23 protein-coding genes and 2 other annotated features are annotated in these 19,341 nt (G+C 47.3%); all 23 genes read right to left on the reverse strand.

Annotation, left to right across the window (positions count from 1 at the left end; all coding sequences use genetic code 11):
• Positions 1-159: 159 nt before the first annotated feature.
• Positions 160-756 carry a class I SAM-dependent methyltransferase gene (locus tag KNO92_RS12570; RefSeq protein ID WP_074032423.1) on the reverse strand — a complete coding sequence of 199 codons (597 nt, stop codon included), beginning with the start codon at positions 754-756 and terminating at the stop codon, positions 160-162.
• 79 nt (positions 757-835) lie between these two features.
• Positions 836-1,204 carry a 50S ribosomal protein L7/L12 gene (rplL, locus tag KNO92_RS12575; RefSeq protein WP_074032420.1) on the reverse strand — a complete coding sequence of 123 codons (369 nt, stop codon included), beginning with the start codon at positions 1,202-1,204 and terminating at the stop codon, positions 836-838.
• Between the two features lie 60 nt (positions 1,205-1,264).
• On the reverse strand, positions 1,265-1,771 hold the full coding sequence (rplJ, locus tag KNO92_RS12580; RefSeq protein ID WP_214697119.1) for a 50S ribosomal protein L10: 507 nt from the start codon (positions 1,769-1,771) through the stop codon (positions 1,265-1,267).
• A 44-nt stretch (positions 1,772-1,815) separates the two neighbouring features.
• Positions 1,816-1,969 (reverse strand) — a sequence feature (ribosomal protein L10 leader region).
• Positions 1,970-2,028: 59 nt separating this feature from the next.
• Positions 2,029-2,715, reverse strand: a complete 687-nt coding sequence (gene rplA / locus KNO92_RS12585) for a 50S ribosomal protein L1 (protein WP_074032415.1) — start codon at positions 2,713-2,715, stop codon at positions 2,029-2,031.
• A 94-nt stretch (positions 2,716-2,809) separates the two neighbouring features.
• Positions 2,810-3,235, reverse strand: coding sequence for a 50S ribosomal protein L11 (rplK, locus tag KNO92_RS12590; RefSeq protein ID WP_012727690.1), 426 nt, complete (start codon positions 3,233-3,235; stop codon positions 2,810-2,812).
• 147 nt (positions 3,236-3,382) lie between these two features.
• Positions 3,383-3,934: a transcription termination/antitermination protein NusG gene (gene nusG, locus KNO92_RS12595; protein WP_012727691.1), complete on the reverse strand. Its 552-nt coding sequence runs from the start codon at positions 3,932-3,934 to the stop codon at positions 3,383-3,385.
• A gap of 16 nt (positions 3,935-3,950) precedes the next feature.
• Entirely contained in the window at positions 3,951-4,121 is a 171-nt protein-coding gene (gene secE, locus KNO92_RS12600) for a preprotein translocase subunit SecE (protein WP_074032412.1), read from the reverse strand.
• 34 nt (positions 4,122-4,155) lie between these two features.
• Complete coding sequence (gene rpmG, locus KNO92_RS12605) at positions 4,156-4,302, reverse strand: 50S ribosomal protein L33 (RefSeq protein WP_026824819.1); 147 nt, start codon at positions 4,300-4,302, stop codon at positions 4,156-4,158.
• Positions 4,303-4,430: 128 nt separating this feature from the next.
• Positions 4,431-5,072, reverse strand: a complete 642-nt coding sequence (gene sigH / locus KNO92_RS12610; RefSeq protein ID WP_031421852.1) for an RNA polymerase sporulation sigma factor SigH — start codon at positions 5,070-5,072, stop codon at positions 4,431-4,433.
• Between the two features lie 210 nt (positions 5,073-5,282).
• Positions 5,283-5,822, reverse strand: a complete 540-nt coding sequence (locus KNO92_RS12615) for an NYN domain-containing protein (protein ID WP_214761567.1) — start codon at positions 5,820-5,822, stop codon at positions 5,283-5,285.
• Positions 5,819-6,568, reverse strand: a complete 750-nt coding sequence (gene rlmB, locus KNO92_RS12620) for a 23S rRNA (guanosine(2251)-2'-O)-methyltransferase RlmB (protein ID WP_074032495.1) — start codon at positions 6,566-6,568, stop codon at positions 5,819-5,821. Before rlmB ends, KNO92_RS12615 begins: the two co-directional genes overlap by 4 nt.
• Positions 6,569-6,677: 109 nt before the next feature.
• Positions 6,678-7,082 carry a Mini-ribonuclease 3 gene (locus tag KNO92_RS12625; protein ID WP_214697115.1) on the reverse strand — a complete coding sequence of 135 codons (405 nt, stop codon included), beginning with the start codon at positions 7,080-7,082 and terminating at the stop codon, positions 6,678-6,680.
• Positions 7,079-8,476, reverse strand: coding sequence for a cysteine--tRNA ligase (cysS, locus tag KNO92_RS12630; RefSeq protein WP_214697113.1), 1,398 nt, complete (start codon positions 8,474-8,476; stop codon positions 7,079-7,081). Before cysS ends, KNO92_RS12625 begins: the two co-directional genes overlap by 4 nt.
• The gene (gene cysE / locus KNO92_RS12635) at positions 8,445-9,134 is read right to left on the reverse strand and encodes a serine O-acetyltransferase (protein ID WP_012727699.1); all 690 of its coding nucleotides are present in this window, start codon (positions 9,132-9,134) and stop codon (positions 8,445-8,447) included. Before cysE ends, cysS begins: the two co-directional genes overlap by 32 nt.
• A 51-nt stretch (positions 9,135-9,185) precedes the next feature.
• Positions 9,186-9,392 (reverse strand) — a binding site (T-box leader).
• The gene (gene gltX / locus KNO92_RS12640; RefSeq protein ID WP_214697139.1) at positions 9,389-10,846 is read right to left on the reverse strand and encodes a glutamate--tRNA ligase; all 1,458 of its coding nucleotides are present in this window, start codon (positions 10,844-10,846) and stop codon (positions 9,389-9,391) included. (Overlaps the previous feature by 4 nt.)
• Positions 10,847-10,891: 45 nt before the next feature.
• A complete protein-coding gene (gene ispF / locus KNO92_RS12645; RefSeq protein WP_074032390.1) occupies positions 10,892-11,365 on the reverse strand; it encodes a 2-C-methyl-D-erythritol 2,4-cyclodiphosphate synthase in 474 nt (157 codons plus the stop codon).
• Positions 11,362-12,042 carry a 2-C-methyl-D-erythritol 4-phosphate cytidylyltransferase gene (gene ispD, locus KNO92_RS12650; RefSeq protein WP_214761571.1) on the reverse strand — a complete coding sequence of 227 codons (681 nt, stop codon included), beginning with the start codon at positions 12,040-12,042 and terminating at the stop codon, positions 11,362-11,364. Before ispD ends, ispF begins: the two co-directional genes overlap by 4 nt.
• A gap of 56 nt (positions 12,043-12,098) precedes the next feature.
• On the reverse strand, positions 12,099-13,163 hold the full coding sequence (locus KNO92_RS12655; RefSeq protein WP_214761569.1) for a PIN/TRAM domain-containing protein: 1,065 nt from the start codon (positions 13,161-13,163) through the stop codon (positions 12,099-12,101).
• A 113-nt stretch (positions 13,164-13,276) separates the two neighbouring features.
• Positions 13,277-14,653, reverse strand: coding sequence for a DNA repair protein RadA (radA, locus tag KNO92_RS12660; RefSeq protein WP_074032385.1), 1,377 nt, complete (start codon positions 14,651-14,653; stop codon positions 13,277-13,279).
• 57 nt (positions 14,654-14,710) lie between these two features.
• Entirely contained in the window at positions 14,711-17,146 is a 2,436-nt protein-coding gene (gene clpC / locus KNO92_RS12665) for an ATP-dependent Clp protease ATP-binding subunit (protein WP_214697112.1), read from the reverse strand.
• A 24-nt stretch (positions 17,147-17,170) separates the two neighbouring features.
• Complete coding sequence (locus KNO92_RS12670; protein WP_214697110.1) at positions 17,171-18,214, reverse strand: protein arginine kinase; 1,044 nt, start codon at positions 18,212-18,214, stop codon at positions 17,171-17,173.
• A complete protein-coding gene (locus KNO92_RS12675; RefSeq protein WP_214697108.1) occupies positions 18,214-18,648 on the reverse strand; it encodes a UvrB/UvrC motif-containing protein in 435 nt (144 codons plus the stop codon). Before KNO92_RS12675 ends, KNO92_RS12670 begins: the two co-directional genes overlap by 1 nt.
• Positions 18,649-18,653: 5 nt before the next feature.
• A complete protein-coding gene (locus KNO92_RS12680; protein ID WP_214697106.1) occupies positions 18,654-19,130 on the reverse strand; it encodes a CtsR family transcriptional regulator in 477 nt (158 codons plus the stop codon).
• Positions 19,131-19,341: the final 211 nt, after the last annotated feature.

A 19,341-nucleotide genomic window follows, 5' to 3' on the forward strand; every position in this document is an offset into this window, starting at 1 on the left:
AATTTTTCGGGCGTAGTAATCGAACATTGTCATTGAATGTCGCTCGTTTTCCGTCTCTAAAAAGCAGCAGACACGGCAGTTTCAAGCGAATTCCATTCCAATGGCATTTTATAATGTTAGCATATACGTTATAGCGAGTCAACAAGACTTCACCGTTTGTCAAGACCGAATTGCTCGGAAAATAAAGTAACCTTTTTCTTTCGCAATCGTTTCGACTTGACCAAACACCTCTTCTAATAACTTCTTAGCAGAAGGCGCTCCTTGTTTTTTCTGAATGACGACATAGATTGCTCCTCCATCGACCAAATGCGCATGTGCTTCACGCAAGATCGTATGGACGACTTGTTTCCCCGCACGAATCGGCGGATTGGTGACAATGGCGGCAAACCGTTCTCCCCCCACCGCGTCATACGCGTGAGAAAGTCGTGTTTCGACCGTCACTCCATTACGGGCGGCGTTTTGCTCAGAGAGCGCCAGCGCACGCTCATTCACATCGATGAGCAAGGCTTCACGCCCAGAGGCATCGGCAAGCGAGATCCCCATCGGACCATAGCCACAGCCTACATCTAAAATACGTCCTGAGACATCAGGCACTTCAAACGACTCAATTAAAAGACGCGACCCAAAATCGACTGATCCTTTCGAGAACACACCGCGGTCCGAAGTGAAATGATACTGTTTCCCTCGCAACTCGTACGTCCATGTCTCCGGGGCACTTTCCGAACGTGGATCGTTCGTATAGTAATGATCTCCCATGCGTTGAACCTCCTAACCCTTTCTTCAAGGAAATAAAAGAAGCTCGCCATGGCGAGCTTCTATAGGTTGTGAAGTTGAATTACTTAACTTCAACAGATGCGCCAGCTTCTTCAAGCTTAGCTTTGATTGACTCAGCGTCTTCTTTAGAAACGCCTTCTTTGACTGGAGCTGGAGTTCCGTCAACGAGTGCTTTTGCTTCTTTAAGACCGAGACCTGTGATTTCACGAACAGCTTTGATGACGTTGATTTTACCAGCGCCAGCGTTTGTGAGTACTACGTCGAATTCAGTTTTCTCTTCAGCTGCTGCGCCTGCGCCAGCACCTGCAACTGCTACTGGAGCTGCTGCTGATACGCCGAATTCTTCTTCGATTGTTTTTACGAGTTCGTTAAGTTCGAGAACCGTCATTGATTTGAGGTCTTCGATGAATTGCTCTTTGTTGAAAGCCATTATGGTTTTCCTCCTTTGATGTTGTGAAAAAGTTTTTTGAGTTACGCTACGCGACAAAAATTAAGCTGATTGCTCTTCTTTTTGTTCTGCGATTGCGTTTGTTGCGACTGCGAGCCCACGGATTGGAGCTTGAAGTACGCTGAGAAGCATCGAGAGAAGACCATCGCGTGATGGAAGTTCTGCAAGGGCTTTGATTTCTTCGAGTGAAGTCACTTTGCCTTCGATGATTCCGCCTTTGAGTTCGAGCGCTTTGTGCTCTTTCGAGAAGTCGTTCAAGATCTTCGCTGGAGCAACAACGTCTTCGTTAGAGAAGGCGATTGCTGTAGGACCAGTGAAGACTTCGTCAAGACCTTCGAAGTTCGACTGAGTAGCTGCGCGGCGAAGAAGACCGTTCTTGTAAACTTTGAACTCGATTCCAGCGTCACGGAGTGATTTACGGAGTGTAGTCACTTCTTCAACTGTAAGTCCACGGTAGTCAACAACAACTGTTCCAACGCTCGCTTGCATTTTCTCAGCGATTTCATCGACGAGTGCCGATTTCTGAGCTACGATTTTTTCGTTTGCCATGTGTTTGCACCTCCTAGTCAATTCTTATACCGGACGAGAGGCTGCTCTCCAAAAGAAATCCCTCGTATGAAGACATACGAGGGCGTAATTGTTTGAAAGTAAACCTGTGACAACAGGCTCAAGTTCGAGCAAAGACACCTCGGAAGGGTTTACGGACCGATGTCCACCTTCTGTCTACGGTAATCCAACATATTCGGTTGAACGTGTATTACTTTAACAGCGGCGTCACACGTTGTCAACAATTTATTTCAACAAGATTACTTAAGGAAATCCGCAGTCGCTACACGGATCCCAGGACCCATTGTAGATGAAAGCGCGATGTTTTTAAGGTAAGTTCCTTTTGCAGTAGCAGGCTTCACTTTCATGAGTGTTTCGAGGATTGTCTCGATGTTCTCAGTAAGTTTAGATGCTTCAAATGATTTCTTACCAACTGGAACGTGGATGTTACCAGCTTTATCAACACGGTATTCAACTTTACCAGCTTTGATATCCGCGATTGCTTTTTCTACGTCAAAAGTAACTGTTCCTGTTTTCGGGTTAGGCATGAGGCCTTTAGGTCCGAGAACACGACCGAGTTTACCAACTTCACCCATCATGTCAGGTGTCGCAACGATTACATCGAAGTCGAACCATCCTTGTTGGATTTTGTTGATGTACTCAGCGTCGCCAACGTAGTCTGCGCCAGCAGCTTCCGCTTCTTTCACTTTCTCACCTTTTGCGAAGACGAGAACTTTTTGTGTTTTACCAGTACCGTGTGGAAGTACAACGGCACCACGGATTTGTTGGTCTGCTTTCTTCGGATCTACGCCGAGACGGACAGCAACTTCGATTGTTTCATCGAATTTAGCAGTAGCTGTTTTTTGAACGAGCTCGACAGCTTCAGCGAGGTCGTATGACTTCGTGCGGTCAACAAGCTTAGCTGCTTCTTGGTGTTTTTTACCCATGATCTTTTCCTCCTTGTGGTTAGCGGAATTTCCTCCCACATAATGAAGGGATTGAAGGTGAGCAGTATTCACCGACAACCCCAGAGACTAACAATTAGTCTTCGATTACAATACCCATACTACGTGCAGTACCTTCAACCATAAGCATCGCTGTTTCTACAGATGATGCGTTAAGGTCAGGCATTTTAAGTTCAGCGATTTCGCGAACTTTGTCACGCTTAACCGTTGCTACTTTCTTACGGTTTGGTTCACCAGAACCACTCTCGATACCAGCAGCTTTCTTCAAGAGAACTGCAGCTGGTGGAGTTTTCGTAATAAATGTAAACGAACGATCTTCGTATACCGTGATGACTACAGGAATAATCAATCCGGCTTGGTCTTGTGTACGAGCGTTGAACTCTTTACAGAATCCCATGATGTTAACACCTGCTTGACCAAGTGCTGGACCTACTGGTGGTGCTGGGTTAGCTTTACCAGCTGGGATTTGAAGTTTAACGAGTTTAGAAACTTTTTTCGCCACGAGACACACCTCCTTAAGTCTAAAATGTGGTTTCTTGGACGTTGTGCGCCCTCCCACTCAATCTATTAGGTCGAGTTTGTACCGAAATATAGCACAACATCAAACATTTTCGATTGTACCATCCGTTTCACGGATTAGCAAGTGGGTTTAGTTAATTTTCTGAACTTGTTCGAAATCAAGCTCAATTTTTGTTTCGCGACCAAACATGTCGACCACGACTTTGAGCTTCTCTTTGTCGGCTTCAATCTCATCGATTGTCCCTTCAAAGTTCTCGAACGCGCCTTCTTTCACGCGGACAAGATCACCGAGCTCGTAGTTGTAACGATCTTTCTTCTCGATGAGTCCCATTTGTGACAAGACGTTTGTCACTTCGTCCGGTTGGAGCGGGATCGGTTTTGCCCCGCCGCCTGTTGAACCGAGGAAGCCGGTGACGTTAGGCGTGTTGCGGACAACATACCATGAATCGTCAGTCATGACCATCTCTACGAACACATAGCCCGGGAAGCTTTTGACTTCACGCTCTTTAATTTTCTTCTCGCCACTCTTCAATGTGACTTCTTCTTGCGTCGTTTCAGTCGGGACGAGGACGCGGAAAATTTTATCTTCCATGTTCATCGAACCGATTCGACGTTCTAGGTTTTCTTTGACGTTATTCTCAAAACCTGAGTACGTCTGGACAACAAACCATTGTTTCTCCACGGCTTTCACCTCTTCCTTAGTTAATCAATAAATTGACGAGATAGCTGACTCCAGTATCTACGCCGAACACGAACAGGCCAATCACGACAACAGTCGCGATGACGGTAACGGTATATTTCGTGAGTTCTTTACGAGTTGGCCAACTCGTTTTTTTCAACTCTTTCCATACGTCGCGCAAAAAGTTCATGGTAGCTTCCTCCTACATTGAATGCCAATCTACGTTACTTTGATTCTCGATGCATCGTATGCGCGTTACAGCGGCGACAAAACTTTTTCATTTCAAGCCGTGTCGACACACCATCTTTTTTTGTCGTCGAATACTCCCGAGACCCGCATTCTGAGCAAGCGAGACTTACTTTCTTTGCCATTCATAAGCGCCCCTTTCGACTACTCCCTCTTAAAAAAGAGCGAAAAAAAAACGCCTCCTGTAAATGGCGTCTACGGACAAGGCGCTGCTTTTAAAGTATCACATAGGAGGCACGCGGTCAATAATCGGTTAGCTCGTGAGCATCCGGACGTCGACATGACGTTCGAATTTCTTCTTCACACGCTGTAACGCATTATCAATCGATTTGACATGACGGTCGAGGTCGTCTGAAATCTCTTGATAAGAACGTCCGTCTAAATAAAGACGCAACACTTTCCGTTCGAGATCACTCAAAATCTCATCCATCTTCGCTTCCATAAACGTCTGTTCTTCTTGTGTCACAATGAGTTCTTGTGGATCCGTCGGATGTGGTGGCAAGATGACATCGAGCAACGTCCGATCGGATTCCTCGTCGAAAATCGGTTTATCGAGTGACACATATGAGTTGAGCGGAATATGCTTTTGACGTGTCGCCGTCTTGATTGCCGTGATCATCTGGCGTGTGATGCACATTTCGGCAAAACTTTTGAACGAGGCGAGTCGCTCGTCTTTATAGTCCCGCACCCCTTTATAGAGACCAATCATGCCTTCTTGGACGATGTCCTCATGATCTGCACCAATCAAGAAATAAGATCGTGCTTTCGCGCGTACAAAATACCGGTATCGTTCAATCAAAAACTCGAGCGCGTCGCTATCCCCTTCGTTGCGCGCCAATAAGACCAACTCTTCGTCTGACATTTTTTCAAACTGTTCGTACGGCCATCCGTTCATGCTCGTTACCCCCCGGCGATTGATCCTGAACTATGTAAGGTTGTGTCCCATTATAGGACTCCCTACTCCTATGCGTCAAACAAATTTCTAAAAATTCCGTCAATTAAATGCTGTGTAACTCATATATGTAATTAGTATACAACATTCCTTTGCAAAAAAATGTCAAAATCGAAACAAAGACGAGTCCATTTCATGAACTCGTCCGTGATTTCAATCACCTTTTGATTTACGACGTCGCATTTCTTCAAATCGTTCTTGAATATGCGGAGGAATATCAATCGTTTTTCGATTCGATTGTTCCTTCTCTAACGAGAGGCGTTGTTGCTCAATCAGTGTTTTGGCATGCTTCCAATCTTTTAATAACTCGGTCGCGGGAACACGTAAGGCACCTTGGCCGAAAATGACCCACTGCTCGGTGAAATCGTTCGTCGCGACGAATAGTGTGACGAGTCGGTTATCCACCAGTTCGTGCGCTCGCCGCTCAATCCACTCGTCCGCCGTCTCGTTCTCTTTCGTATAGACGACATCGACACGACTTCGTTTTTCTTTCGATTCTCGACCGTAACGCATATGGGCATCAAAGACGACGGTGACTTCTTTTCCAGATACGGCCTGATATTCCGCCATCGCTTCAATTAACAAATTGCGCGCTTGATCAAAATCCATATCGCGCAAACTTCTCAAATGTGGCCACGCCCCGATGATGTTATATCCGTCGACAAGAAGGAGCTCGCGTTTTTGGATACTCATGCTAACGGGTTACGTGAGCGATGCACTTCATACAGAAGCAGTGCCGCTGCAACAGATGCATTGAGTGACGTGACATGACCAACCATTGGTAAATGAACGAGGAAGTCGCATGATTCACGCACGAGACGGCTCATTCCTTTTCCTTCACTTCCGATGACCACGACAAGTGGCATATTCCCATCCAATCGACGATAGTCCTGACTCTCTTTCGCATCGGTCCCGACGACCCATAGTCCTTTTTCTTTCAATTCTTCGAGTGTCCGCGTCAAATTCGTCACGCGCGCAACCGGGATATGTTCAATCGCCCCAGTCGACGCTTTGGCGACCGTCTGAGTTAAACCGACCGAGCGGCGTTTCGGGATGATGATTCCATGTGCGCCGACAGCATCCGCGGTCCGTAAAATGGAACCGAGGTTATGTGGGTCCTCGAGTTCATCTAGCAAAATAAAGAGCGGTGTCTCTTCTTTTGAAGCGGCAAGCGCGAACATGTCCTCGATGGTTTTATATTCATAGGCCGCGACGGCTGCCACGACACCCTGATGATGTTCACTACCGGCCATCTTCTCAAGCTTCGTTTTCGGTACGAACGACACTTGGACGGATGCTTCATTTGCCATCGCGATGATTTGAGCGAGTGGGCCTTTTTGTTGCCCTTCCATAATAAATACTTTGTTCATGTCGCGACCGCTTCGAAGTGCTTCGAGTACAGGATTTCGCCCGTACAGGAAATCGATCCCTTCCTCCATCACGTCTACTTCCTTATAGTCCGGCCGTTCCGACTTCTGATGGCGTGTACGCTCTGGACGTTCCCCACGTGGGCGGTCAAACGTTCGTTTTTCCGCACCTCGTTTTCCGTCATGTCGTTTCGGTCGACTCGGCTTCGAGTCGTTCGAACGCTTGTTTGATGAGTTCTTCAAGACGATCCCTTCTTTCTGTTAAGTAGATATAGCCAATCAATGCCTCGAATGCTGTGGAATAACGATACGTATGGACGTCGACCCGCTTCGGAATCGAGCCTGATTTCGCATTTTTGCCACGTCTGACGACAGCCTGTTCTTCTTCCGTCAACATGTCCGTTTCTAGCCAATAGGTCACGACGCTCGCTTGCGCCCGCGCGTTCACATAACGAACGGCACCCCGATGCAAATCGTTCGGGCGCGTCAATCCTTGTTCGAGCAGTCTTTTCCGTACGGCCAATTCATACACCACGTCACCCATATAGGCGAGCGCAAGAGCATTCATTTGTTTCGGTTGCATCATAACCGCTTCCACCGAACCCCTTGGGCCGTGTCTTCGAGTTGGATGTTTTGTTCTTTCAGTAAATCACGAATCTCGTCAGCGCGGGCAAAGTTACGTGCCGCGCGTGCGTCGTTTCGTTCTTGAATCAATTGATCAATCTCGGCATCAAGCAATTCTTTCTCTTCAGCGAGCGTCAATCCGAGCACACCTGTCAATTCGTCGAATAACGAGAGAACTTGTTCGAGTGTCGCTTTTGCCACATGGTCCGCCTTTGCGTAAATGTTCGCTTCTCGTGCCAAGTCAAAGAGGACAGTCATCGCATTTGCCGTATTGATATCATCATCCATCGATTCGATGAACGACGTCTTGATCGCTTCAAGTTTCCGCTCCATCGACTCGCTCGGTTCACCAAGTCCAGCCGTTACCGATAAACGATATTCGATGTTTTGATACGCTTCTTTGATTCGACTCCAACCGTTTGCCGCTTGTTCAATCAATTCACGGCTGTAGTTGATCGGATGACGATAATGGACGGACAACATGAAGAAACGAAGAACCATTGGATCTACTTCTTTCAGCGCTTCGTGGACGAGAAGGAAGTTTCCGAGCGATTTGGACATCTTCTCATTTTCAATGTTGATGAATCCGTTATGAAGCCAATAGTTGGCGAACTTCGCGTGGTTGCACGCCTCTGACTGGGCAATCTCATTCTCATGGTGTGGGAATTTTAAATCGTGACCTCCCGCATGGATATCAATCGTTGCCCCGAGATGCTTTTTCGCCATCGCTGAGCATTCGATATGCCAACCTGGTCGTCCTTTGCCCCATGGACTATCCCAAGAAGGTTCGTTCGGTTTAGCGGCTTTCCATAAGACGAAGTCGAGCGGGTCTTCTTTCTTTTCTCCGACATCGACACGCGAGCCTGCCCGTAAATCTTCAATCGATTGTTGACTTAACTTCCCGTACGTCTCAAACTTCTTCGTCCGGAAATAAACGTCGCCTTCTGATTCATAAGCGAACCCTTCCGTCTCTAATTGACGGATGAATTCGATGATCTCTTCCATCGTATCGGTAACGCGTGGGTGTACGTCTGCCGGTTGCACGTTCAATGCTCCCGTATCGGCTAAATAAGCCTCAATATAACGATTCGTCAACGTCTCGGTGTCTTCCCCAAGTTCGTTCGCGGTACGAATGATCTTGTCGTCTACGTCCGTGAAGTTTAAGACGTACTTCACCTCATACCCACGATATGTCAAATAGCGACGAACCGTATCGAAGGCGATGGCCGGACGGGCATTTCCGACATGGATGTAGTTGTAGACGGTCGGTCCACACACATACATAGATACTTTACCCGGAACAATCGGGACAAACGGTTCTTTTTTATTCGTGAGACTGTTGTACAGCTGAATCATGCGTTTTCTCCTCCATCCGCTTTTCAAGCGTCGCTAATTTTTGTTGTAGTTCATCCACTGCCGCTTCTAAGCGCTCTTGACACTCGCGGTCCGGATCCGGGAAGCGATGGTCGAGGTCATGTTGCTTCACACGCTTCCCGTTTCGAATGACGACACGTCCTGGAATCCCGACGACGGTCGAATCAGACGGTACATCGTTCAAGACAACAGAGCTCGCTCCGATTTTGACGCAATCGCCAACCGTAATGTTTCCAAGCACTTTTGCCCCTGCTGAGATGAGTACATCACTCCCAATCGTCGGGTGACGCTTCCCTTTTTCTTTCCCGGTTCCCCCAAGTGTGACGCCTTGATAAATGGTTACATCATTCCCGATAATCGCCGTCTCTCCGATGACGACACCGAAACCATGATCGATGAATACACGGTCGCCGAGAACTGCTCCCGGATGAATTTCAATCCCGGTCAACCAACGACTGAACTGGGCTAACAACTTGGCCACCAACTTCACGTTACGTTTCCATAATCCGTGCGCGATACGATGTGCCCATATGGCGTGTAGTCCTGGATACGTCAGTGCCACCTCTACTTTTGAACGAGCGGCAGGGTCTAGTTCCAGGACAGTTCGCAAGTCTTCACGCACACTGCTCCAAAATCCCATAATTGATATCTCCTTTTCTTATACAAAAACAAAGACGCCCCTGTGCCAAGGCACAGAGACGCCGTAAGCGCGGTTCCACTCTGTTTGGGAAAAGTGCTCCCCTCTCAAGTCTCGTTAACGCCGAGTCGCGGCCTCGACTACGTATCGCCGAGACGGCTCCGAGGTGCACTTCTTCGGGGGACACATCTAGAACTCCCAGCCTAGGTTCTAGTCTCTGCAAAGTGTCATACCGCTTACTTTCCTCATCGATGCCTTTATGCTAATAAAGTTGTCAGACGTTTCAAGACACGCTCTTTTCCGATTAACGAAATCGCGTTCGGAAGCTCTGGTCCATGTGTTTGTCCTGTCGTCGCGACACGGATTGGCATGAACAAGTTCTTCCCTTTTTGACCAGTCGCTTTTTGCGTCGCTTTCGTCGCCGCTTTAATCGCTTCTGGTGTGAAGTCTTCGATTCCTTCGAGTTGTTGTTTGAACTCTGCAAGGACAGCGGGAACCGTTTCCCCTGAAAGGACAGCGTTCGCTTCCTCGTCATACTCGATCTCATCTTTGAAGAACAAGTCCGTCAACGAGACAATCTCCGCCCCGTGCGTCATTTGTTCTTTATACAATGCGATCAAGTTTGTTGCCCAATCTGCCTCCTCGACAGATACCGCCTCGGGTAATCGTCCTGCTTCTTGTAAGAATGGTAAACTGAGTGCCACTACTTCGTCAAGCGTGGCCTTCTTCATGTATACACTGTTGATCCAAGAAAGTTTTTGTTGGTCAAATACAGCCGGACTCTTCGACAAGCGGTTCGCATCAAACATTTCAATAAACTCTTCTTTCGAGAAGATTTCTTCTTCCCCGACTGGTGACCAGCCAAGAAGAGAAATGAAGTTGAAGAGCGCTGCTGGCAAGTAGCCAAGATCCGCATATTGTTCAATGAACTGGATGATCGATTCATCACGTTTTGACAATTTCTTATGTTGATCGTTATAGATGAGCGTCATGTGACCGAATTCAGGATATTCCCATCCAAGCGCGTCATATACCATCATCTGTTTTGGTGTGTTTGCGATGTGGTCGTCTCCACGCAAGACGTGGCTGATCTTCATCAAGTGGTCGTCGACAACAACAGCGAAGTTGTAAGTCGGAATCCCATCTTGTTTCACGATGACCCAATCACCAAAGTCTTTCGACTCGAATGAAACATCACCTTTGACGACATCCGTCCATTTATACGTCACGCCTTCAGGCACGCGAATTCGAATTGACGGCTTGCGGCCCTCTGCTTCAAACGCTTCACGTTCTTCGACAGTCAGGTTGCGGTGCGCACCAGAATAACGCGGTGCTTCGCCGCGCGCGATTTGTGCTTCACGCTCTGCTTCGAGCTCCTCTGATGTCATATAGCATTTATAAGCAAGACCTTTGCTCATCAATTCGTTGACGTATTTCTCATAAAGCGAAAGACGTTCCATTTGATAATATGGACCGTAGTCTCCATCACGACCTGGACCTTCATCCCAATCGATTCCGAGCCACTCCAAATACTTCATTTGACTCTCGACACCATTTAATACATTTCGCTTTTGGTCAGTATCTTCAATTCGAAGAATCAATTTCCCGCCTGCATGACGAGCAAATAAGTAATTAAACAACGCAGTCCGCGCATTTCCGATGTGGAGATGCCCCGTCGGACTAGGCGCATAGCGTACACGCACTTCACTCATAATAGTTCCACCTTTCTTCTCTTCTGCCCAAATAGTATACCATTTCTGTCAAGCCCGGTTGAGTAAGATGACCGCTTGCGCCGCGATTCCTTCTTCACGTCCTGTGAAGCCGAGTTTCTCCGTCGTCGTGGCCTTCACGTTCACCTGTTCGATGTCCGCTTCGAGTAGGTCGGCAATGACCGCTCGCATCTCATCAATATAAGGACGTAGTTTTGGACGTTGTGCCATGACGGTCGCGTCCACATTTCCGAGGACATATCCCTCATCCTTCACAAGTTGCCATACGTGGCGAAGCAATTCTTTCGAATCCGCATCTTTAAATTCCGGGTCCGTATCAGGGAAATGCTTCCCGATGTCACCTGCCGCAATCGCTCCAAGCGCTGCATCGGCAATCGTATGGAGTAACACATCCGCATCGGAATGACCGAGTAGACCACGTTCATGTGGAATCTCAATTCCTCCTAAAATTAATGGACGTCCTTCCGCAAATGCGTGTACATCAAATCCTTGACCAATTCTCATTGTAAGTTCTCCTTTGCTAAAATCGCATCACCAAACAGTAAATCCTCCGGCGTCGTCATCTTAATATTATGATAGTCTCCAAGAACGACTTGTACCGTTTCACCAAGCCATTCGAATAAACTCGCATCGTCCGTTCCCATCATCTGTTGTTCGACCGCTCGTTCATGTGCCGTTAAGATCGCCTTGGCCTGAAAAGCTTGCGGCGTTTGCGCCAACCATAGATTTTCCCGAGGAACCGTTCGTTCGATTTGATGACGTTCGACTTGCTTGACCGTGTCTTTGACTGGTACTGCTAAAATGGCGCCACCTTGTAACGCCGCTTCTGCCACTTGATGCAGCTGTTCACGTTTTACAAACGGACGGGCACCGTCATGAATCATCACAATCGTATCGGGTGCAACCACCTTAAGCCCCGCATGGACACTCTGTTGTCGTTCTTCCCCACCTGTTACATATGTAATCGGTGTTTCGACTTTTGCCGTGATCGCTTCAAACCAGTCACGTTCCTCTGGACGAATCGCCAAAACAATCCGTTCACACCAAGGATCGGTATCGAACGCTTGTAACGTCCACGCGATAATCGGTTTGTTACGGAGCGACAACATGAGTTTGTTCGCATCCGCTCCCATTCGTTTCCCTCTTCCCGCAGCCGGGATCACAACTGTATAAGATACTATGTCAAACACCTCTCTTCGTGAAAAAAGAGAGCGCTCACGCGTCTCTTTTTTGTTCGTTATTCAGGACGAGCAAAAATCATTCGGCCTGCAGATGTCTGCAGTACGCTCGTCACGACGACAGGAAGCGTCTTCGAGATCAACTTACGTCCACCTTCCACGACGACCATCGTCCCGTCTTCAAGATAGGCAACACCTTGATTTTGTTCTTTCCCTTCTTTAATGACAGTGACGACCATCTCTTCGCCAGGGATGACAATTTGTTTGACGGCATTCGCTAAGTCATTGATGTTCAAGACTGGAACATTTCGCACTTCACAGACTTTGTTTAAGTTGTAGTCGTTCGTGACGACAATCCCATTTTTCAACTCTGCCAATTTGATTAATTTGATATCGACTTCTGGTACATCTTCAAAGTCCCCATCATAAATTTCAACTTGGATTCGTTTGTTCTCTTGAAGCTCTTTTAAAATATCGAGCCCACGGCGACCACGGTTTCGTTTCAACGTATCCGATGAATCCGCGATATATTGAAGTTCTCCGATGACGAACTGCGGAACAATCAATGTACCTTCCACAAACCCAGTCGTGGCGATATCTGCGATACGACCGTCAATAATGACGCTCGTGTCTAAGATTTTATCATTCGAACGTTGTACCGGTTCAGCCGCCGGTTTCTCCCGCTCACTCTTTACAAATAGTTTGATCCATTCGTTACGCTTCCGATATCCGACCGCGAAACCGAAGTACCCAAACAGCGCCGTGACAAAGATTGGAACAATCTTACTCAGTAAGAAAATGTTCGTTACTTCAAGCGAGACACTGATCAAAAAGGCGATCAAGAGCCCGATAATGAGGCCAATCGAACCGAATAAAATATCCCCTACCGGTAAACGGACGAGCCGTTCTTCGACAAAACGAATAAATGCAACAACACCATCGGTTAAGAATAAACTAAGAATGAAGAAGATAAGTCCACCAATCAAACTTGCTACGTATGGAATCGTTAACCATTCCGGCACATTCATCCCAAGGTCTCCTAATAATAGCGACGCCTCGATAATCCCGAACCAACCCACGACGAGCCCAATCAAAATAAATCCGATTCGTACAGCAATCTTCACTCATTCCACCTCCTTCTATATGAAATAAAATTTCAAAAATAACACTTTTATTGTAACATGGTTTTTTCAATCACGTTCGTTACAAAGCGTTAAAAACTGCCATTGGCGACCCGTTAAAACGGGATCGCCAACTGCAGTGCTTCGTCTACCGTTCCGACGCCGACCACTTCAATCCCTGCTGGAGCGGTCCATCCACCCATGTTGTTTTTCGGAATGATGGCACGTGTGAATCCTAGTTTTGCGGCTTCGGCGACACGTTGTTCAATCCGCGATACGCGTCGCACTTCTCCGGTCAATCCGACTTCACCGATGCAGACATCCGTCGGACGGGTCGGACGGTCACGGAAACTCGAGGCAATCGAGACACAAATCGCGAGGTCAATCGCAGGCTCATCTAGTTTAACGCCACCCGCCGCTTTCAAGTATGCGTCTTGTGTCTGAAGCAACAAACCCGATCGTTTCTCAAGGACGGCCATCAGAAGCGCGACCCGGTTTTGGTCGATTCCCGTCGCCATACGTCTCGGGTTACCGAATGATGTTGGCGAGATGAGTGCTTGTAGTTCGACGAGCACTGTCCTTGTCCCTTCCATCGAAGCGACGACCGTCGAACCGGACACACCGGCGGTTCGTTCTTCTAAAAAGATTTCGGACGGGTTAAGGACTTCTTCTAGCCCACTCTCTTTCATCTCGAAGATCCCGATTTCGTTCGTTGAACCGAAACGGTTTTTCACCGCGCGTAAAATACGGAACGTATGATGACGCTCCCCTTCAAAGTAAAGGACCGCATCGACCATGTGCTCGAGTAAACGTGGACCCGCAATCGATCCTTGTTTCGTTACGTGACCGACGATGAACACAGCAATCCCTCGTGTTTTTGCAATCTTCATGAGCGCTGCTGTACATTCTCGTACTTGTGACACACTTCCTGGCGCCGATTGAATTTCATCCATATATACCGTCTGAATCGAGTCGATGATGACAAACCCGGGTTGTTCTTCATCAATGACGCGTTCGATCATCAACATGTCTGTCTCAGCGAGCACAAACAAGTCTTCGGTCGGTAAGCCGAGACGTTCCGCTCGAAGTTTCGTCTGCTTGAGTGATTCTTCACCTGAGATATAGAGCACCTTTTTACCACTATGGGCTAGATGTGCACTGACCTGTAAAAGAATCGTCGACTTCCCGATTCCCGGGTCCCCGCCGACTAAGACGAGTGAACCCGGAACGATACCACCACCGAGCACACGGTCAAATTCACGACTATTCGTGTGCACGCGTGTCTCTTCTTGTGAGACGACGTTTGCGAGTCGTTCTGGCTTCAATTGTCGAGATGAACTATGCACAAACGCTGCGCCACGTTTGGCTTTCTTCTCTTCGACAAACTCCTCAACGAGCGTATTCCATTCATTACAACCTGGACAACGTCCCATCCATTTGGCTGATTCATATCCACACGATTGGCAGACGTATTTCGTTTTAATTTTGGCCATAAGCTTCCTTCCTGTCTAAAAAAAGCTCCCTCATAAACAACGAGGGAGCTGAATGATTTACTGAACCACACCTTCGTTACGAACGACAAACTCTCCATCTTGTACGTCGAGCGCAACTTTACTGCCTTTAGCGATTGTGCCGCCGAGCATTGCTTCTGAGAGGCGATCTTCCACTTCTCGTTGAAGGGCACGACGGAGAGGGCGAGCCCCGTATTCCGGATCGTAGCCGACTTCGGCAATCTTGTCGAGCGCCGCATCCGTCAAGCTGAAATCAACTCCTTGTTCGGCAAGACGTTTCTTGAGTGTCTCTGCCATAAGTTTGATGATTTCTTGAATGTGCTCTTTTTGAAGTGAATGGAAGACCGTGATTTCGTCAATCCGGTTCAAGAACTCAGGTCGGAACGCCTTTTTCAATTCCTCGAGTACTTTATCCTTCATTTCCGTATACTCACGTTTCACATCATCTTCGACTGTGAATCCAACATATTTATTACGTTGAAGCGCTGCGGCCCCGACGTTTGACGTCATGATGATGACGGTGTTTCGGAAGTCGACCGTGCGACCTTTCGAATCCGTCAAGCGCCCGTCGTCAAGCACTTGAAGTAAGATGTTGAACACTTCCGGGTGAGCTTTTTCAATTTCATCGAGAAGGATGACCGAGTATGGTTTCCGGCGTACCTTTTCTGTCAACTGACCGCCTTCTTCGTAACCGACATAACCAGGAGGCGAACCAACGAGACGGCTCGTCGCATGTTTTTCCATGTACTCTGACATGTCGATTCGAATAATCGCATCTTCATCCCCAAACATCGCTTCGGCAACTGCGCGAGCAAGTTCGGTTTTACCGACTCCGGTAGGTCCGAGGAAGATGAATGAACCGATTGGACGTTTTGGATCTTTCAAGCCAGCCCGAGCCCGACGAATGGCGCGGGAAATCGATTTCACCGCATCGTCTTGACCGATGACACGGTTGTGAAGAATTGATTCGAGTTTGAGGAGACGGTCTGTCTCTTCCTCGGCAATCTTCGTGACCGGTACACCTGTCCAGTTTGCGACAACTTGAGCGATATCTTCTTTCGTCACTTCAAGCTTTTCATTTCCTTGCTTATTCTGCCATTCTGCTTTCAACTCTTCTAACTCATCGCGTAACTTTTGTTCTGTATCACGGAGAGAAGCCGCTTTTTCAAACTCTTGGCTTTGAACAGCAGAGTCTTTTTCTTTACGAATCGATTCAAGGCGTGACTCCAACTCTTTCAAGTTCGGTGGTGCCGTGAACGAGCGAAGTCGTACTTTTGATGCCGCCTCATCGACGAGGTCAATCGCTTTGTCCGGTAAGAAACGATCCGAGATGTAACGGTCAGACAGAACGACCGCCTCGTGAATCGCTGTGTCCGTAATCGTTACGCGGTGATGCGCTTCATAACGATCGCGCAACCCGAGTAGGATTTGTTCAGCTTCTTCTGTTGTCGGTTCATTTACTTGAATTGGTTGGAAGCGTCGTTCAAGCGCTGCATCTTTTTCGATGTACTTCCGGTATTCATCGAGTGTTGTCGCCCCGATACATTGAAGTTCACCACGAGCCAATGACGGCTTGAGGATGTTCGACGCATCAATCGCACCTTCTGCACCACCCGCACCAATCAATGTGTGCAACTCGTCGATGAAGAGAATAACGTTTCCTGCCTGACGAATTTCGTCCATTACTTTTTTCAATCGATCTTCGAACTCACCACGATATTTCGTACCTGCTACGAGCGTACCCATGTCGAGTACCATCACTCGTTTATTGCGAAGTGTTTCAGGTACTTCGTTGTTAATAATTTGTTGAGCGAGACCTTCGACTACTGCCGTTTTCCCGACACCTGGCTCTCCGATAAGAACCGGGTTGTTTTTCGTACGACGAGATAAGACTTCAATGACACGTTGAATCTCACCTGCGCGGCCGATGACCGGGTCTAAACGCGATTCACGTGCTTGTTGCGTCAAGTCGCGTGCCAACCCATCAAGTGTTGGGGTTGCAGCGCTCGCGCCTGGTTGTGAAGCATTTGAAGAAGACTCCGTGTTACCGAGAAGCTGTAATACTTGTTGACGCGCTTTCGTCAAACTGATTCCAAGGTTATTGAGAACACGTGCTGCGACACCTTCGCCTTCACGAATCAATCCAAGAAGGATGTGCTCCGTTCCAACATATGAGTGTCCTAGTTTTCGTGCCTCGTCCATCGAGAGTTCAATGACCTTTTTCGCACGTGGTGTGTAGTGAATCGTCGAGCCATTCTCAGAACCGCGTCCAATCAATGATTCTACTTCTTGTTGAATTTTTTCAGAAGTCAATCCGAGAGCGAAGAGCGCTTTTGCCGCAATCCCTTCTCCTTCACGAACCAATCCTAATAAAATATGTTCTGTACCAATATTATGATGGCCAAGACGTACTGCTTCCTCTTGTGCTAAAGCTAATACGCGCTGTGCTCGTTCTGTAAATCGTCCAAACATCATTGACAAAACCTCCTTGTAGTTGGATCAAACTAAGCCTTGATCTAACGTTCGACGAACGAGGGTCGCTCGTTCTCGATCCCGTTCTTGCGTAGATAATGTTTTCCCGAAATGTTTTTGTAGAAAACCTGATTGTAGCCGAACAATGAGTTCATGAAACTTTGGTGGACTCCAATCAGACAAAATTCCTAGGTCACTCGCTAAATGTAAATCAGATAATCGTTCGATAGCTTCAGTAGAAGATAGTAATTTTGCATATCGCAAAATACCATATGATCGATAAAATTGATCTTCTAACTCTTCCTGTCGATTCGCAACGAGTTCTTCGCGCGCATGACGCTCTGCTTGAATCACTTGTTCTGTCACTTCCATAAAGTCAGCCAGTAACTGTGACTCGTGACTCCCTAACGTCCGTTGATTCGACAGTTGGAACAAGCGACCTGCCGCATCACTACCTTCACCATAACGACCTCGAATCGTATAGCCAAGTTTTCGAAGTTCTCGCAAGATTGGACTGATTCGTCCCGTCAAGGTGAGTCCCGGCAAGTGTAACATGACCGAGGCACGAAGTCCTGTTCCGATATTGCTTGGACATGTCGTCAAATAACCTAACTGTTCATCAAACGCATACGATAGGGATTCTGCACATAACGCGTCAACTTGTTTCGCTAATTCAAACGCCTCTTTCACTTGATATCCTGGAAGTAGCGTTTGAATGCGTAAATGGTCTTCCTCATTAATCAATACACTAATTGTTTCATCTTCACTTAAGAAGACCGCACTCTCTTCATTGGTTGCAACGGCTGGGCTAATGAGGTGTTTCTCCATCAACGCCTGTCGTGTCACTTCATCATAATCACGCATATGAAGATATTCGAATCCTTTCAACCCACGTAGACGCCCTTCTAGACGATCGCAAAGCTGACGTTCTCCTTCTTTAGAAAGTACGGGAGAGAATACCGTGTCTTTGACATTACGCGCCAGTCGAATTCTTGTAGAAACGACCAAATCATCGAGCTTGGCACGTTCTTTCATTTTTGGACCAAGTGGATGTGTTAGGAAAGTTTCCATCAGACATCTCCCTGCCCTTCTAATTGCTTCATTTCTTTTTGAATGCGTGCTGCCCGTTCATAATCTTCTTGTTCGACAGCGCGGTTCAACTCCCCTGCCAACTTTTCGAGCCGTTCTTCAATCCGTTCATGTGGCGTGCGTAGCTGGTCAGGGATTGAACCGATATGATGATCGTGTCCTTGTTGATATTGACGAGTGATTTTGATCAATTCATCCCGAAATACGGTATAACATGTAGCGCATCCTGCTTTTCGTACGCGCAATAGGTCTTGGCGTGTCATCTGACAAGTCGGGCATCGCTTCACGACTGGTACATATCCTGTCATCAGTTCTACCGTACATTGTCGACATAATCGTTTTTTTACGGGTACATCTTGTTCCATCACAACGACTTCATTGACAGCAGGTCGCTGTTTACAACGTTCGCATAACATACGACTTATCCCCCATTACGATAACGAAGTACTTTCATCAGTGCTAGCAATTGTTGACGTCGAATAAAAGAGCGATCATCAACTTGTAAGTTTAATGCTTCATCTGATAAGAGATGGTAAATCAATTGCGCTTCTTGTTCGTGCATCATTTGTTCTTCCACTAATCGTACGAGCACATTTTCAACGAGCTGTTCATTCAAACGTGGATGCTCATGAATGACATCCATCAAACTAGAAAGCACATCCTGTTTTTCATGTAAGATGACGCGTCGGATCCGGATATATCCACCGCCACCCCGTTTACTTTCTACTAAATATCCTTTTTCGACGGTAAAACGTGTGTTGATGACATAATTGATTTGGGATGGGACACATTCGAATCGTTGCGCGATATCTTGGCGTTTAATCTCGATTGCATTTGCCTGACTTTCCTTCAATACTTGCTTCAAATACTGTTCGATAACATCCGAAATATTTCTCATCTCCACCACCCTCTGACCATCTTTGACTTTTGACTATATTTTATCATTGATTTAAAAAAAGGCAAACGAAAAGCGATGCTCTTATAGAGAGCACCGCTAATCAATAAAAAAACGACCGAGCATATGCTCGGTCGTCCTCTCTGTTGTTGCCTGGCAACGTCCTATCCTCACAGGGGGAGATCCCCCAACTACTTTCGGCGCTGAGACGCTT

Source organism: Exiguobacterium sp. s129, from assembly GCF_018617585.1.
GTDB lineage: Bacteria > Bacillota > Bacilli > Exiguobacteriales > Exiguobacteriaceae > Exiguobacterium > Exiguobacterium aestuarii_A.

Coding starts and splice junctions, on each gene's coding strand:
- KNO92_RS12570 (WP_074032423.1), bottom strand. CDS start 756: ATGGGAGATCATTACTATACGAACGATCCACGTTCGGAAAGTGCCCCG.
- rplL (WP_074032420.1), bottom strand. CDS start 1,204: ATGGCTTTCAACAAAGAGCAATTCATCGAAGACCTCAAATCAATGACG.
- rplJ (WP_214697119.1), bottom strand. CDS start 1,771: ATGGCAAACGAAAAAATCGTAGCTCAGAAATCGGCACTCGTCGATGAA.
- rplA (WP_074032415.1), bottom strand. CDS start 2,715: ATGGGTAAAAAACACCAAGAAGCAGCTAAGCTTGTTGACCGCACGAAG.
- secE (WP_074032412.1), bottom strand. CDS start 4,121: ATGAACTTTTTGCGCGACGTATGGAAAGAGTTGAAAAAAACGAGTTGG.
- rpmG (WP_026824819.1), bottom strand. CDS start 4,302: ATGGCAAAGAAAGTAAGTCTCGCTTGCTCAGAATGCGGGTCTCGGGAG.
- sigH (WP_031421852.1), bottom strand. CDS start 5,072: ATGAACGGATGGCCGTACGAACAGTTTGAAAAAATGTCAGACGAAGAG.
- KNO92_RS12615 (WP_214761567.1), bottom strand. CDS start 5,822: ATGAGTATCCAAAAACGCGAGCTCCTTCTTGTCGACGGATATAACATC.
- rlmB (WP_074032495.1), bottom strand. CDS start 6,568: ATGGAGGAAGGGATCGATTTCCTGTACGGGCGAAATCCTGTACTCGAA.
- KNO92_RS12625 (WP_214697115.1), bottom strand. CDS start 7,082: ATGATGCAACCGAAACAAATGAATGCTCTTGCGCTCGCCTATATGGGT.
- cysS (WP_214697113.1), bottom strand. CDS start 8,476: ATGATTCAGCTGTACAACAGTCTCACGAATAAAAAAGAACCGTTTGTC.
- cysE (WP_012727699.1), bottom strand. CDS start 9,134: ATGGGATTTTGGAGCAGTGTGCGTGAAGACTTGCGAACTGTCCTGGAA.
- ispF (WP_074032390.1), bottom strand. CDS start 11,365: ATGAGAATTGGTCAAGGATTTGATGTACACGCATTTGCGGAAGGACGT.
- radA (WP_074032385.1), bottom strand. CDS start 14,653: ATGGCCAAAATTAAAACGAAATACGTCTGCCAATCGTGTGGATATGAA.
- clpC (WP_214697112.1), bottom strand. CDS start 17,146: ATGATGTTTGGACGATTTACAGAACGAGCACAGCGCGTATTAGCTTTA.
- KNO92_RS12670 (WP_214697110.1), bottom strand. CDS start 18,214: ATGGAAACTTTCCTAACACATCCACTTGGTCCAAAAATGAAAGAACGT.
- KNO92_RS12675 (WP_214697108.1), bottom strand. CDS start 18,648: ATGTTATGCGAACGTTGTAAACAGCGACCTGCTGTCAATGAAGTCGTT.
- KNO92_RS12680 (WP_214697106.1), bottom strand. CDS start 19,130: ATGAGAAATATTTCGGATGTTATCGAACAGTATTTGAAGCAAGTATTG.